12 protein-coding genes are annotated in these 14,262 nt (G+C 62.2%); 6 read left to right on the forward strand and 6 right to left on the reverse strand.

Going from position 1 to position 14,262, the window contains the following annotated elements; all coding sequences use genetic code 11:
* Positions 1–151: 151 nt before the first annotated feature.
* The gene (locus AC1D2G_RS29900) at positions 152–1,174 is read right to left on the reverse strand and encodes an aldo/keto reductase (protein WP_477418574.1); all 1,023 of its coding nucleotides are present in this window, start codon (positions 1,172–1,174) and stop codon (positions 152–154) included.
* A 176-nt stretch (positions 1,175–1,350) separates the two neighbouring features.
* On the opposite strand from AC1D2G_RS29900, the gene AC1D2G_RS29905 reads away from it, so the two are divergent.
* A complete protein-coding gene (locus AC1D2G_RS29905) occupies positions 1,351–1,917 on the forward strand; it encodes an SIS domain-containing protein (RefSeq protein WP_477418576.1) in 567 nt (188 codons plus the stop codon).
* Positions 1,918–1,920: 3 nt separating this feature from the next.
* On the forward strand, positions 1,921–2,664 hold the full coding sequence (locus AC1D2G_RS29910) for a creatininase family protein (protein WP_477418578.1): 744 nt from the start codon (positions 1,921–1,923) through the stop codon (positions 2,662–2,664).
* Here AC1D2G_RS29910 and AC1D2G_RS29915 read toward each other — a convergent pair.
* The 4 genes from AC1D2G_RS29915 to AC1D2G_RS29930 form a co-directional block, all read right to left on the reverse strand.
* Entirely contained in the window at positions 2,661–2,975 is a 315-nt protein-coding gene (locus AC1D2G_RS29915; RefSeq protein ID WP_457153678.1) for a hypothetical protein, read from the reverse strand. The genes AC1D2G_RS29910 and AC1D2G_RS29915 overlap by 4 nt on opposite strands.
* A 3-nt stretch (positions 2,976–2,978) precedes the next feature.
* Positions 2,979–3,896: a carbohydrate ABC transporter permease gene (locus AC1D2G_RS29920; RefSeq protein WP_457153676.1), complete on the reverse strand. Its 918-nt coding sequence runs from the start codon at positions 3,894–3,896 to the stop codon at positions 2,979–2,981.
* Positions 3,897–3,908: 12 nt separating this feature from the next.
* Complete coding sequence (locus tag AC1D2G_RS29925) at positions 3,909–5,030, reverse strand: carbohydrate ABC transporter permease (protein WP_457153677.1); 1,122 nt, start codon at positions 5,028–5,030, stop codon at positions 3,909–3,911.
* An 88-nt stretch (positions 5,031–5,118) separates the two neighbouring features.
* Entirely contained in the window at positions 5,119–6,783 is a 1,665-nt protein-coding gene (locus AC1D2G_RS29930; RefSeq protein ID WP_477228801.1) for an ABC transporter substrate-binding protein, read from the reverse strand.
* A 287-nt stretch (positions 6,784–7,070) separates the two neighbouring features.
* Here AC1D2G_RS29930 and AC1D2G_RS29935 point away from each other — a divergent pair, with 287 nt between their 5' ends.
* Genes AC1D2G_RS29935 through rbsK form a run of 3 tightly spaced genes read left to right on the forward strand, consistent with a single transcriptional unit; the run spans position 7,071 to position 9,546 of the window.
* Positions 7,071–8,129 carry an ABC transporter ATP-binding protein gene (locus AC1D2G_RS29935; protein ID WP_477418580.1) on the forward strand — a complete coding sequence of 353 codons (1,059 nt, stop codon included), beginning with the start codon at positions 7,071–7,073 and terminating at the stop codon, positions 8,127–8,129.
* A 27-nt stretch (positions 8,130–8,156) separates the two neighbouring features.
* On the forward strand, positions 8,157–8,609 hold the full coding sequence (locus AC1D2G_RS29940; protein ID WP_457154674.1) for an RbsD/FucU family protein: 453 nt from the start codon (positions 8,157–8,159) through the stop codon (positions 8,607–8,609).
* Between the two features lie 4 nt (positions 8,610–8,613).
* Positions 8,614–9,546 (forward strand): ribokinase, encoded by a 933-nt coding sequence (gene rbsK, locus AC1D2G_RS29945; RefSeq protein WP_477418582.1) that lies wholly within the window; start codon positions 8,614–8,616, stop codon positions 9,544–9,546.
* 98 nt (positions 9,547–9,644) lie between these two features.
* Here the strand turns inward: rbsK and AC1D2G_RS29950 are convergent, their stop codons facing one another.
* The gene (locus tag AC1D2G_RS29950; protein ID WP_477418584.1) at positions 9,645–12,743 is read right to left on the reverse strand and encodes a beta strand repeat-containing protein; all 3,099 of its coding nucleotides are present in this window, start codon (positions 12,741–12,743) and stop codon (positions 9,645–9,647) included.
* Between the two features lie 466 nt (positions 12,744–13,209).
* Here AC1D2G_RS29950 and AC1D2G_RS29955 point away from each other — a divergent pair, with 466 nt between their 5' ends.
* Positions 13,210–14,262 carry a helix-turn-helix transcriptional regulator gene (locus tag AC1D2G_RS29955; RefSeq protein WP_477418586.1) on the forward strand — a complete coding sequence of 351 codons (1,053 nt, stop codon included), beginning with the start codon at positions 13,210–13,212 and terminating at the stop codon, positions 14,260–14,262.

Here is a 14,262-nt window from a genome sequence, read left to right on the forward strand (position 1 = left end):
GGGCTGACCCCCTGGCTCCGCACGATCCGGGATGATCTCAAAACACGCCTGGGCCGTGCACCGTGAACGGATTCAGGCGACGCGCTTTGGGTCTTTGCTCTTATGCATGCCGTTGTCCCAAAACCGGGTCCACCTTTGGGCGATACATGCACTAGCCATTCGGCGCCTCGGCGCGCATCAGGCCTTCCTGCTTGAGATCGGCCCACAGCGCCGCCGGCAGCTTTGCGTCGAGCAGCGAGCGGTTGCTCTCGACTTCGCTCGGCCGCTGGCCACCGGGGATCACCGAAACCACCGAAGGGTGCTGCAGAGGGAATTGCAGGGCAGCCTCGATCAGCCGCACGCCATGGCGCGTGCAGACGGCGTCGATGCGCGCGACGCGCTCCATGATATCCTGTGGCGCCTCGGAGTAGTTGTAGTACGCGCCGGGCTTTGGCCCGGTCGCCAGAATGCCGGAATTGTAGGGTCCGCCGAGGACGATGCCGATGCCGCGCGCCTGGCAGAGCGGCAGGAAGGACGCCAGCGCCTCCTGTTCCAGCAGCGTATAGCGCCCGGCAAGCAGGAACAGGTCGAAATCGCCGCGCTCGGCCAGCGTCTGGGCAACCTGCCACTCATTGATGCCGCCACCGAACGCCTTGATCACGCCCTGGTCGCGGAGCGACAGCAGCCCGTAATAGCCCGAGCGCATGAACTCCTCGATACGCTGGTCGGCCGCTTCCTTGCTGCCATGGGTGAAGATGTCGACATCGTGCACGAAGAGGATGTCGATGCGGTCGACGCCGAGGCGCTCGAGCGAGGCTTCGAACGAACGCATGACGCCGTCATAGCTGTAGTCGTAAACCTCGCGGCGCGACGGCGTGTCGAAGAACTTGCCGATGCCGGTGCGCTGTTCCGGCGGGCAGGCGCGCATGATGCGGCCGACCTTGCTCGACAGCACATAGTCATCGCGCTTCTTCGAGCGCAGGAACGGATTGAGCCGCGTTTCCGACAGGCCCAGCCCATAGAGCGGCGCGGTGTCATAGTAGCGGCAGCCGGTCGCCCAGGCGGCCTCCAGCGTGGCGTTGGCGTCCTCGTCCGAGACGGCACGGTAGAGATTGCCGAGCGGCGCGGTGCCGAAGCCGAGCTCGGTAAAAGCGATGCCGCCATTGCCGATGCGGTCGAAGTGCCGTGTCTTCATATTCTGCTGTCTGCCTCACTTGATTTGTCTGACATGACACTATCATGCCTGTGGCTCGGCAAAAGCGCTGCGGATCGTTGGACACGCATTTTCGCGGTTGCTAGCATGAGCGAAATCAAGCTGTTCGTCGAAGCAAGAGCGACAATCCCCGGGATGATTTCGATGCCAGGTTCGCCGTGACCGACAACAGCGAAAATCCGTTCACGACCGCGCTTGGCGAACTCGGCAGCGTGCTGGCACGCGTCGACGGCAGCCGCATCGACGCCGCCTGCAAGATGCTCGCAGGAGCCGGACAAATCGTCGTCTATGGCTGCGGCCGCGAGGCCTTGCAGGTCAAGGGCTTTGCCATGCGGCTCTATCATCTCGGCCTGCCGGTCTCGGTGGTCGGCGACATGAACACGCCGCCGCTGGGACCCGGCGATGTCTTCCTGGCCAGTTCAGGGCCGGGAGAAACCTCGACCGTGCTCACCTTGATGCAGGTCGCGCACGGTGCCGGCGCAACGAACCTGCTGCTGACAGCCCAGGCCGAAAGCAGTGCGGCAAAGCGTGCCGATTTCACGCTGCTCATCCCCGCGCAGACCATGGCCAACGACCAGGGGACCAAGAAAACGTCGGTGCTGCCGATGGGCTCGGTGTTCGAAGGGGCGCTGTTCCTGCTGTTCGAGGTTATGGTGCTGAAGCTCAGGGAATTGATCGGCGCTTCGCCGGAAGCGATGCGCGCCCGCCACACCAACATGGAATAGATCATGCGCTACGAACTGATGCTGCCGCACCAGATCCGCAAGGCGATCACCGAGAACTGGCCGGTCGCGTTGCCGCTCGGCGTGCTCGAATACCATGGCGAGCACATGGCCGTGGGCATGGACACGCTGGCGGTCATCAAGACGCTGGAGTTGTTCGAAAAGGAACGCGACATCGTCATCCTGCCGCCCTTCTACTATGGCGCGGCAAGCTACGCCGTGGCGGCCCCGGAAGGCAGCGGCTCGCTGCAGGTCGGCGGCAATCAACTGGCGCCGTTCGGCGAAGAGCTGTTTTACAGCCTGCTGCGCATAGGCTTTCGCAACATCCACGCCATCATCCACCACCAGACCGAGAATTTCGCCGCCGGCATGCCGACCGATCTCGCCTTCAAGACCGCCGGCCGGCAGGCGATCTTCCGCTTCCTCGAAAAGGAGCGCGGCGAGGGCTGGTGGGGCTCGGAGGCGATGGCCGGCTATTATGCCCAGCACGCCGAGGGCGGCAATTTCTTCAACTGGGTGCAGGTGCATCCGCTGATGTCGGCGACAATGAACGGCAAGTACCCGTTCGACCATGCCGGCATCGGCGAGACCTCGCTGATGCTGGCGCTATGCCCGGAAGCTGTCGATGCCAGTCACTTCGAAGACAACAAGAGCTGGTACACCGCGACCGCCAAGGACGCCTCGGCCGAGCTTGGGCAAAAGGGTGTCGCCATGATCATGGATCATTTGCGCGCGATCCTGAGGAGCTAACCGCCGATTTTCTGCCGCTCCGCCCTATAGTCGGTGATCGACTTGTCCGGATCGCTTTTGGTCGCGACAGCCCAGATGAAGGTGCCGCCGCCGGCAACGGCAAGGATGGCAAACAGCGCGATGCCGAGGGGAAATGTCCTGGTGTAGAGCACGATCAGGAGCATCGACAGGCCGCCTCCCACCATGGCCACCACAAAGCCGGCGATGACAGCGCGACCCTGCCAGGCGATCGGCATGACGCCCTTGCCGTAACGGTCGTAGCCCTTGTGGCCAACGCGGATGTTGCGCGCGAACCAGTATTTGGCAGCCATCGCCTATTTCACCGCGCCCGCGGTCATGCCCATGATCAGATAGCGTTCGAGCGCGATGCCGATGACGGCCAATGGCGCAATTGCCGCGGTGGCCAGCGCGGCCATCGACCACCAGTTGATGCCTTGCGAGCCGGTCTGGCTCGCCACCATGACCGGAATTGTCTTGGCGTCGGTCGAAGTCAGCAGCGCGGCGAAGAAATACTCGTTCCAGCACAGCACCATCGCCAGGATGAAGGCAGCGACCATGCCCGGCAGCGCGATCGGCATGACGATGCGGAAGAAGGCGCCCCAGATCGACAGCCCGTCGACGAGCGCTGCTTCCTCGAGCTCGACCGGTATGGAATTGAACTGGTCGCGCATGATCCAGATGACGATCGGCAGCACCATCAGCGTGTAGAGCAGGATCAGTCCGACGCGCGTGTCGAGCAGGCCGACCTCCCGGTAGAGCACCAGGAAGGGCAAGGCCAGCACCACCGGCGGCAGGATCAGCTGCGACAGGAAGAAGAACGAGATGTCCTCGTTCTTGAACCAGGCGAAATGGTAGCGATAGCGGGTAAGGCCGTAGGCGGCGAGGCTGCCGATGATGATGGCGAGGCTCGACGCGCCGACCGAGGTGATCACCGAGTTCATGAAGCGCTTGAAGAACTCATCGCGCACCGTCGAGGTCTGGAAGATCGAATCCGGCGACAGGCCGAGAGAACGCCAGCCCTTCCAGTCCGGTTGGAAGTCGACGAACGGGATCAGGTGGCCCTGGGTGACGTCGACCGCCGATTTGAACGAGGTGGTTATCGTCCAGTAGATCGGGAACAGGCAGATGAACGCCCAGAACACCAGCGCGCCATAGATGAAGACGCGGCTGGTGATGAAGCTCGCCGGAGAGCGGATTTCGGAAACGGTGTACTCGGTGGTTTGAACGCTCATGATCCCGGCCGCTCAGTTGACGTTGCGCACGAAGCGGTTGGCGAATTTCAGCAGCCAGGTCACGAACACGACGATGATGATGAGATAGACCATCGCCAGCATGGTTCCGTAGCCGACATTCGAGCGGTCGCGATATTCGCGGTAGATGAAGCTCGATACCGAATCGGTGGCGCCGCCCGGGCCGCCGGACGTCACCGTGATGATGATGTCGGCAAGCTTCAGCTTGAAGATGATGCGCAGGATCACCGCCGTCACCGACACCGGCAGCATCAGCGGGAAGGTGACTTGCCAGAAGGTCTGCCACGCATTCGCGCCGTCGACCCGTGCCGCTTCCAGTATCTCACGCGACATTGCCTGCAGGCCGGCGAGCAGCATGATCATCATAAACGGGATGAAGGTCCAGGCATCCAGCACCATGATCGAGATACGGGCGATGATCGGGTCGCTGAAGAAGGCCGGGTTTTCCCAGCCGAGATAGCGCGCCAATGTTGCCGCCGGCCCGAAGCGGTATTCCATCAGCGACTTGCCGACCATCCACGACACCGCGACCGGCGACAGCATCAGCGGCATCAGGAAGACGACGCGGAAGAATTTGCGGGCGCGGATCTGCGCGTTGAGCAACAGCGCCAGGCCAAAGGCAATGACATATTCGACCAGCACGGCGAGCACATAGAGCACCATGTTGAACAGCGCGTTGCGGTAGTAGGGATCGCCCAGCATCTGCCAGAAATTGGCAAGCCCATTGAACTTGCGGCCGCTGAAGGAACTGAGGTTCCAGTCGGTCAGCGCGATATAGAAACCGAACAGCGTCGGGAAGATCACCATGGCGATGGTAAACAGCAGCGCCGGCAGCAGGAACAGGGCGCGCTGGCCGTCCTCGCCGCGTGTCAGCACCTGGCCGATACCGAGCGCCACGCCCCACAGAACATAGGCATAGACGACAGGGCGCCACGTTTCGAAGCCGATGGTATCGGCTTCGGTCTTGTACAGGATCTCCAGCACGATCACCGCCAGCAGGCCAACCGTCGCAACAGCCATCAGCGCCCAACCGAGGCGTTTTCGGCCGGGCGAAATCAGATCGGAAGGGTCGGCATCTGCCGGCCACTGGTTCGCGGTCGAAGTCGGGTCAGTCACATATCTCGCCCGTTTGAAGGCTCATCGAGGAGCCGGAGCCGGTCTGCTGTGGTCCGGCGTTGCCGCCGGACCACGGTTTCACAATAGCCTACATGCCGAGCGAAGCCTTGTAGAGCTTGACCTGCTTTTCGCGGCCGATCTGGTCGGTCAGCTTCTCCCAGGCCGCTGCGATGGCGTCTGCGCCTTCTTGCGCCTTCATCTTGCCGGCGAAGGTGTTGGCCAGAATATCCTCGGCGGCGCTGTAGTACTGGAAGATGCCAGGGATGCGCGGCTCGATCGCCGCGTTCGGATGGTTGTACGAATCGCCTTCCGACTTCAGGTACGAAGTGATGAAGGCCTCGTCGTAGCCTGCCGCCACCCATTCCGGAATGTCGAAGTGGGAGTTGCGATAGGGCTGGAAGCCCGACGGATACATCGCCGTCCAGATCGACAGGTCCTTGCCGCCGAGATGGGCGGCGGCGGACCATGCCGCCTTCTTCTTCTTCTCGTCGGCATCGACGCGGGCCATGACATAGACGCCCCAGCCGAGATAGGCGCAGTTCGGCGAGTAGTTCGGCCCGCTGGCGAGCTTTTCCCACTTGCCGGTCTTGGAATTGTAGACGTCGTCGGAGCCGGGCAGGATCGAGAAACCGGTGACGTCGCCGATGACCGAGGAATCATTGGTCTTGACGTTGGAGCCGATGTCGCCCCACCAGGGGATCATCGAACCGGTGCCGGCCAGGAACTGCTGGAAGCCGGTGGTGTTCGGGTCGGCGTTGATCTGGTCCGCCGGTTCGTTCGGCAGCGCGTCGATGACGTCCTGGATTGCCCGCACCCAGGCCGGGTTGTTGATTCGCGGCTTCATCGTATCGGCGTCGAACAGCCAGGCCTTGTCATCGGGATGCTTGGCGTAGGCGGTGGCGCGGCTGCCGAGGAAGTAGAAGCCGAAACCGCCCCACGGCTTGGGCGCGTCGAGATAGCCATAGACGTCCTGGCCCTTGAACTTCTTGCCCTTGAGGAACTTGGTGACCGCCTGGACCTGTTGCCAGGTCTTCGGCACGCCCCACTCGCCTTCACCGCCGCCATCCTTCCAGGCCTTGGCGAGGTCGGCATCGGCGAACACGTCGGTGCGGTAGTTGAAATTGTGCGTGTCGCCGTCAATGGTCACGCGATACTGCTTGCCATCCCAGGTGCCGACGGGAGGCTTGAGATAGTTGACCAGATCGTCGAAATCGATCTGCTTCTTGACCCAGTCGGGCATCTCGGACGTCAGGCCCTTGCCGCAGACATCGCCTTCGAACGGCGCGCCCATCTCGATGATGTCGAAGTCGACGGTGCCGGTGGCGATCGATTGCTGCAGGCGGGCGTTGTAGTCGGCCTGCGCCAGATCGATCCAGCTGATCTTAGCACCGGTATAGGCTTCCCACGGCTTCAGGAAGCCACGGAACAGCACATTGTGCAGGTTCTGGTTGTTGAGACCCATGAACGTCAGCTCGACGCCGGCGAATTCGCCTTCCTTGACGTTGGCCTTGGTCGCTTCGAGGCAGAGTTCACCGACCTTCTGGAAGTCGGCGTCGGTCGGCTGACCTTTGCCAACGCCGGGGATCTGCAGAATCTTCGAGCGCAGTTCGCTTGCGGCGGAAGCCGGCCGGGTGAAAGCGCCGAGCCCGGCGCCGGATGCGGCCGCGATCGCAGCCATGCTGGCCGCGCCCTTCAAGATGTCGCGCCTTGTGGCGCCGGCACGCACCAGTTTATCGTAAAGACCTGTTCTCATCGACTATTCCTCCCAGAAATCAGTGTGAATGGATGTGGCCATTCTGTCGGTCGCTGGAGCGCCAGCGATACGTCCGGCTCGGAAACGAATTAGCAGGACCCCACCCTGCGTCGATTGAAGCTCCGATTGCGGATCTGGTTCCGACTTTGGACCAGCACTCGTCACTATTCTCACAACCAAACGCCGTGTCAACGAGGGCAGGTTTTTATCTATAAGAGACTGACTTGCCCTGACCGATTGCGTTGGTTAGCTTCTGCGCCTACGGCAGTGGAGCCGATGGGGGAGATATGGCGCAAGTCGCAATCAGCAAGGTGGCCAAGGCGTTTGGAACCGTCAAGGTTCTGCACGAAGTCAGCGTCGATATCGCCGACGGGCAGTTCGTGGTGCTGGTTGGTCCTTCGGGTTGCGGCAAGTCCACGCTGCTCAGGATGGTGGCCGGGCTGGAGACCGTCTCCGGGGGCACGATCGCCATCGGCGACCGCATCGTCAATCATTTGCCGCCGGCCAAGCGCGACATCGCCATGGTGTTCCAGAACTACGCGCTCTATCCGCACAAGACGGTCGAGCAGAACATGGCCTTTGCGCTCAAGCTGCGGAAAACCGATCCGGCCGTGGTCGCCGAGCGGGTCAAGCGCGCCGCCGACATCCTCGACCTCAACCCCTACCTGAAGCGCTATCCCCGGCAGCTCTCAGGCGGCCAGCGCCAGCGCGTGGCGATGGGCCGCGCCATCGTGCGCAATCCGCAGGTCTTCCTGTTCGACGAGCCGCTGTCCAACCTCGACGCCAAGCTGCGCGTGCAGATGCGCACCGAGATCAAGGAATTGCACCAGCGGCTGAAGACCACCACCATCTACGTCACCCACGACCAGATCGAGGCCATGACCATGGCCGACAAGATCGTCGTCATGCGCGACGGCCGCATCGAGCAGGTCGGCGCGCCGCTGGAACTGTTCGACCGGCCGGCCAATCTTTTCGTCGCCGGCTTCATCGGCTCGCCTTCGATGAACCTGCTCAAGGGCACCATGCGCAAGGGTGGCAAGGCCGGCGTCGAGATATCAGGCTCGCTGTTCCCGATCGCATCGGACAACGCCGCGAAGGACGGGCAAGCCGTAGTCTACGGCGTGCGGCCGGAGCATCTCGAGATCCATCCCGATGGCGTGCCGGCGAGGATTTCGGTGGTCGAGCCGACCGGCTCGGAAACGCTGGTGTTCCTGCGCTTCGGCGAGGGTGAGATGGTGGCACTGTTTCGCGAACGCCACGACTTCAAGCCGGGCGACACGCTTGCCCTGAAGCCACGGCTCGACCAGATCCATCTCTTCGACGCCGAGACCGGCAAGCGTCTCTGATCTCCAACCGACTTCACGAGGAATACCATGCTCAAAGGGATCAATCCGTTGCTCAATGCCGACGTGCTGCAGGCATTGCGGGCGATGGGCCATGGCGATGATTTGATCATCGCCGACACCAATTTTCCGGCCGATTCGGTGGCGCGCCAGACGGCGCTCGGCCGCCTGCTGCGCATCGATGCGCCGGCCGCCGACGTGGCCAAGGCCGTGCTGTCGCTCTACCCGCTGGACACGTTCGTCGACGATGCCGCGGCGCGCATGGAGATCGTCGGCAAGCCCGACGAGATCCCGCCCGTGCAGAAGGAAGTGCAGAAGGAAATCGACAAGGCCGAAGGCAAATCATGGCCGATGATCGCGGTCGAGCGCTACGCTTTCTACGAGCGCGCCAAGCAGGCCTATTGCGTCATCCAGACCGGTGAGCGCCGCTTCTACGGCTGCTTCGCCTTCCGCAAGGGCGTTGTGCCGCCGGATGCGGAGTAGCGGCATGGTCTCGGGCAAGCCTGTCGTCATCCTTGGTGTGTTCGTCGCCGACACCGCCTACCGCGCCGATCGCCAGCCACGCATGGGCGAGACGATCCTCGGCAACTCGTTCAAGCTGGGGCCGGGCGGCAAGGGCTCGAACCAGGCGGTCGCCGCCGGCAAGCTCGGCGCCGACGTCACCTTCCTCACCCGCCTCGGCGTCGACCCGTTCGCCGACATGGCGAGGCAGACCTGGGCCGGAGCAGGCGTCAAGGATGCCGTGATCGACACGCCGGAAAGCTACACCGGCGCTGCCTACATCTTCGTCGAGGAGACGACCGGTAACAACGCCATCATCGTCAGTCCCGGCGCGGCGATGCTGATTTCGCCGGCCGATATCGAAGCCAATGCCACGCTGATCAGCAGCGCCGGCGTCTTCGTCACCCAGCTCGAACAACCGATCGATGCCGCGCTGCGGGCGCTGGAGATCGCGCGCGGGGCAGGGGTGACGACCATCCTCAACCCGGCCCCGGCGGCAAAACTTCCCGACCGCATCTACACGCTGTGCGACTATCTTACGCCCAACGAGACGGAGACGGAGGAATTGACCGGAATGAAGGTCTCCTCGCTCGATGAGGCGCGCGCCGCCGCCGCAAGCCTGATCGAAAAGGGCGTCGGCACGGTCATCGTCACGCTCGGTGACAAGGGCGCGCTTTTGCACTCCAAGAACCGCTCCGAGCATGTTCCTGCCGTCAGTGCGGGGGCGGTTGTCGAGACCACGGGGGCTGGCGACGCCTTCAACGGTGGCCTCGCCGCAGCGCTGTCTCGCGGTGTCGAGCCGCTGCAGGCGGTGCGTTTCGCCTGCGCCGTTGCCGGAATTTCCGTGACGCGGCCCGGCACCGCGCCGTCGATGCCGACGCTGCAGGAGGTCGAGGCGCTGCTGGCGCAGGCGACCTGACAGCCTTGTGTAGGCGACCGTCTGTGTTCGATCCTTATCGGTGCACGATCATTCACAGCCGAGTTCATTTGGCTGTGCGAGTGTGAAAATCTATCTGGCTAAATCACCACGAAATCGGCGTTGGTCAACGCGAGGTTGGCGGCCAGCGTGGCGAAATGGGTTGAGCCGCCAGCGGCACTGCCGTTGCTGTCATAGTAGAGCCAGCCGGTGTCCGTCTCGTAGATGATATGGTCGTTGCCGTCGGCGGCAAGCCCAGTCGTGTTCTTGACGAACTGGTCGGCGGTCAGCGTGCCGTTGCCGCCGAGTGCGGCAAAGATCGCATTGTCGACGTGGATGGTGTCTTCGACCGCCGAGAAGTCGGTGATGTGGTCGACATTGGTCGACGCGTTGAGCGCCGTGGTGAAGACGAAACTGTCGTTGCCGGTGCTGCCGGAGAGCGTGTCATTGCCGAGCAGGCCGTTGATGACGTTGTTGCCGGAATTGCCGGTGATGATGTTGGCGGTCGAGTTGCCGGTGCCGTTGATCGAGGCCGCGCTGCGCAGTGCCAGGTTCTCGAGCTCCTGTCCCGACAGGTTGAACGAGACGAAGGCCTGGACATTGTCGGTGCCCTCGCCGTTGAGCTCGACGACATGGTCTCCGGCATTGTCGACATAGTAGGTGTCGTTGCCGATGCCGCCTTGCATGGTGTCGGCGCCTGCCTTGCCATCCAGCGTGTCGTTGCCGCCCAAGCCGGTGAGCGTGTTGACGCCCGAATTGCCGTTCATCGCGTTGGCCAGGCTGTTGCCGGTGGCGTTGATCGAGGCGGCACCGAGCAGCGTCACGTTCTCGATATTGCCCGTGAAGTGGTTGCCATCACTGAGGTTGATCGAGATGTGGCCGTTGACGGTATCGGTGCCGTTGGCGCCGGCGGTGCTTTCACTGACGATATCGCCGGCATTGTCGACATAGTAGCTGTCGTTGCCCTGTGCGCCGCTCATGGTGTCGGCGCCGCCTTTGCCGTCTAGTACGTTGTTGCCGGAATTGCCGGTCAGCGTGTTGTCCAGGCTGTTGCCGGTGGCGTCGATGGAGGCGGCGCTCCGAAGCGCGACGTTCTCGATATTGCCCGTGAAGTGATTGCCATCGCCTAGGTTGATCGAGACATAGCCATTGACGGTATCGGTGCCGTTGGCGCCGACAGTGCTCTCACTGACGATGTCGCCGGCATTGTCGACGTAGTATGAGTCGCTGCCCTGTGCGCCGGTCATGGTATCGGCACCGATGCCGCCATCCAGAATATTGGCAACATCGTTGCCGTAGAGCTGGTCCGCATGGCTCGATCCGGTCAGGTTTTCGATGAGGGTATAGCTGTCGCCGTTGGCGTCGCCGGTATTGACCTTGTGATTTGAGAGGTTCGCAATGACGCCTGCGGCAGCGCTTGCATAAGAGGCCGTATCCGAACCGTCGCCACCATTCAGATTGTCCTCGCCGCCTCCGCCGATCAGCACGTCGTTGCCGAGGCCGCCACCAATGGTATCGGCATGGGACGAGCCGGTAATCGTATTGGCAAGGCCATTGCCAACGATGGCAATTTGGTCAGTAAAATCTGCCCAGTTGGTGAAAGTTGCGGTCGAGAGGCTGAAATTCGACGCTGTCGCATCGAGGTCTATGTGAAGACCATCGGTGAAGCCCGACCCTAAATATGTGCCTCCCAGGGCGGCTGACTGATCGACGAGATGCAACGTCGTTCCGCCGAAGCTGACGGTGCCGGCATTCGCCAATGCCCGTACCGACGCGCTGTTTCCCGACAGCCCGCCGAGAACGAAAGTGGCCCCTGCAGAAATCGCCAGTCCGGATGAATCGGCAATCGAACCCGACCCGGACAGCACCAATGTTCCCGCCGCTATTGTAGTCTGGCCCGTGTAGGTGTTCAGGCCTGACAGAACCTGCGTTCCCGCGCCGCTTTTTATCAGGTTGAGCTCGCCAAATACCGCCGAGCCGTTCGAGATCACGCCTGCAAACTCCCTCACGTCGTCAAGGCTTACACTCGTCGTCAAGGTCGCCGCGGTAACAGTATCGGCCCGGACTTCGCCGCTGCCGGTCAGTCCAGCGATGGTTTGGTCGAAAGTGCTGATATTGAGCGTCGCGCCAGCTTTTACGTCGACGACACTGGTGGCGCTGAAGGCGTAGTCGGCTCCCGCCCGCAATGTTCCGATCGCGACAGTGGTCGTGCCGGAGTAAGTGTTGGCGCCTGACAATGTCAGGGTGCCGGTGCCGATCTTGTTTAACCCTGTATGGCTCACGCTATTCGCGAAAACGCCCGAGAAGATGGAGCTGCCGGCCTCATAGACGTTAGCGACAACATCGGAAAGGCCGTTGTTGGTGATCAAGCCCGCCCCGGTCAGATGGTTCAGTTCCAGATAGTAGCCATTGGCGTCGAGAACCGCTCCGGCCGCGATATTGGTGTTGGCCAGCCCGTTGGTGAAGGACGCGAACGCCTTGTCCACTCTCAGCGTGCCGCCATCAATGGCAAGCGAGCCCGCATCATTGGCGGTGATGCTGCTTGAGCCAAAGTAAATCGTTCCCTTATCCGTCGCGCTGCCAAAATGCACGGCGGTCCCGGCGCCGCCGAGCGCCGCGAACGTACCGGTCAACGAAAGTGACGTGCCCGTCTGTGCCCTGATAAACGTTGAAACGCCGGCGAGTTCGACCAGATCGTTGGCAAGCGTCGCGCCGCCTGTAGACCGGAACACGCTATCGCCGGCGAACGTGATGTCTCCCGTTCCAAACGCAGCGGCGCCAAACGAAACTGTGCCTTGATTGATCTGCGTTCCGCCCGACCAGTTGTTGGTCGCATCAGACAGCTTCAGGGTGCCGACGCCGGATTTGGTTAGGAGTCCCGTTCCAGTAATCTGCCCCTGAACGTCGAGGGTCGTGTTGCCTCCGGTCGTCGCGATCAACGTTGCCGCATTGAGCTGCAGCGTCAGCGACGACGCCAGCACGCTTGCCTGTAGATTGGAGGTCGACGTTACGCTGATGATCGCACCGCCCGCCTTGTTCATGATGAGCGAGCCGTGTTCGAGACTGTAATTCTCGATGGCGGAACTCGCCAGATTCAAGGTGCCGACAGTGAACGGACCTTGAACCGCCAGGTCGATGTGATGCGTGAGGCTGGCACCTAGATTGCCGAAATCCGCTGTAGCACCGATTGCATCAGGCACGCCGCCGGTCCAATTTGAAGCGGTGAACCACGCGCCACCTGCAAGACCATTCCAAACCGACATGCTGACCCCCGTCAAAGCTGATTCTCAATTGAAGCAGACGTTTTCCTGAGTCCTTGCGCCTGGACGCAGTCCTGGAATCCGACGCTACCCAGGGCCAGGGCGCCTTGAATTGACGCGCTCTGGAACCTGCCTTGTGCCGCCCACTAGGCCTGGCGTGTTGCAATGTCGTCACCCGAAAGAATGAGGTCTCGGAAATCCTTCGGCTTGCGTTGAGCTTTTCAGGGCCATGCTGGTATAGGCAGGGCGTGCGGTATCCCTGACTGACAAAAGGGAAGGCTCTGTTGGGCAGGGGCAAATGTACAGGCTGAGCAACGAGTTGCTTTCGTCGATCATCGGCGACATCTACGATAGCGCACTCAATTCGGAGTTCTGGACCGTCGTCATGGTCCGGCTCACGGAGGCCGTGGACGCCGCCTATTCAACCATCGCGCTGGCTGATCCCGGCGATCAGTATGGCCGTTTCGCGGCCCAATCGCCTTGGGATGCGGAGCAAATGCGGGTTCTGCAGCAGGACTACGGCTTCGAGGACATTCCAGGTCTGAACGCCGTGGTCGTCGGCGACATCGACACACCGTTGTCGACATTGTCGACCATGACTGAAGCCGAACTTCACCAGTCACCTTTCTACCGGAACTGGGCTGGCCCGCAGGGCTTGCGCGAGGGCTGCATCACCAAATTCGTGCACACCTCGGATCGGATCGGCCTCGTGAGCTTCACGACACGCGCGAGCAGGGGTGCCGTCACTGCGGAGGAGCAGCGCTTTATGGCGCTGCTTTCTCCTCATTTGCGCCGCGCTTCGCTGATCGGCGACCTGCTCGATCAGGCGCGCGTGACCGCCAGTCTCTATCGCGCGACGCTCGACAATCTTGCAACCGCCGTCGTTCTTACCAGCGCGGATGGCGCGATCCTTTATGCGAACGGCCGTGCCGAGGCGATGCTCTCGACACAGCACCCCATCTTTTCCAGAAACGGCATCCTCCAGGCACAAAATCCGATAACGGGCCGCGCCCTGCTGGAAGCGATATCGGGAGCCGCTGATGCCGATGCCTCGCTTGGCGCGCGCGGCATCGGCTTGCCCTTGTCCGCGGCCGGCCAGCCCCCAGCCGTCGCCTATGTGCTGCCTTTAACCGAGGGGACCGCGCGCGCGGCTTTCCGTCCCGCATGCGCCGCCGTCTTCATCTCGACGACAACCTCGGCCGCGCCGCCCTCAGAGGCGGTGCTGACGACACTGTTCGATCTCACACCGGCGGAAGTGCGGGTTTTGCTGGCCGTGGGTGGCGGACTGACCACGCAGAAGAGTGCGCTGTCGCTCGGGGTCGGTGAGAACACGATCAAGACCCACCTTGGCCGCATCTATGCCAAGACCAACACGACGCGGCAGGCGGACCTCGTCAAGCTAGTCTCCGATATTGGTGTGCCGCTCAGTCCGGGAGCCGCCCCATTGAACATCGCATGA

It is taken from the genome of Mesorhizobium sp. P2_C7, assembly GCF_056404515.1.

What these genes read in the sequence shown, in the direction of transcription:
- AC1D2G_RS29900 (WP_477418574.1), bottom strand. Translation starts at nt 1,174, where the DNA reads ATGAAGACACGGCACTTCGACCGCATCGGCAATGGCGGCATCGCTTTT.
- AC1D2G_RS29910 (WP_477418578.1), top strand. Translation starts at nt 1,921, where the DNA reads ATGCGCTACGAACTGATGCTGCCGCACCAGATCCGCAAGGCGATCACC.
- AC1D2G_RS29915 (WP_457153678.1), bottom strand. Translation starts at nt 2,975, where the DNA reads ATGGCTGCCAAATACTGGTTCGCGCGCAACATCCGCGTTGGCCACAAG.
- AC1D2G_RS29920 (WP_457153676.1), bottom strand. Translation starts at nt 3,896, where the DNA reads ATGAGCGTTCAAACCACCGAGTACACCGTTTCCGAAATCCGCTCTCCG.
- AC1D2G_RS29930 (WP_477228801.1), bottom strand. Translation starts at nt 6,783, where the DNA reads ATGAGAACAGGTCTTTACGATAAACTGGTGCGTGCCGGCGCCACAAGG.
- AC1D2G_RS29935 (WP_477418580.1), top strand. Translation starts at nt 7,071, where the DNA reads ATGGCGCAAGTCGCAATCAGCAAGGTGGCCAAGGCGTTTGGAACCGTC.
- AC1D2G_RS29940 (WP_457154674.1), top strand. Translation starts at nt 8,157, where the DNA reads ATGCTCAAAGGGATCAATCCGTTGCTCAATGCCGACGTGCTGCAGGCA.
- rbsK (WP_477418582.1), top strand. Translation starts at nt 8,614, where the DNA reads ATGGTCTCGGGCAAGCCTGTCGTCATCCTTGGTGTGTTCGTCGCCGAC.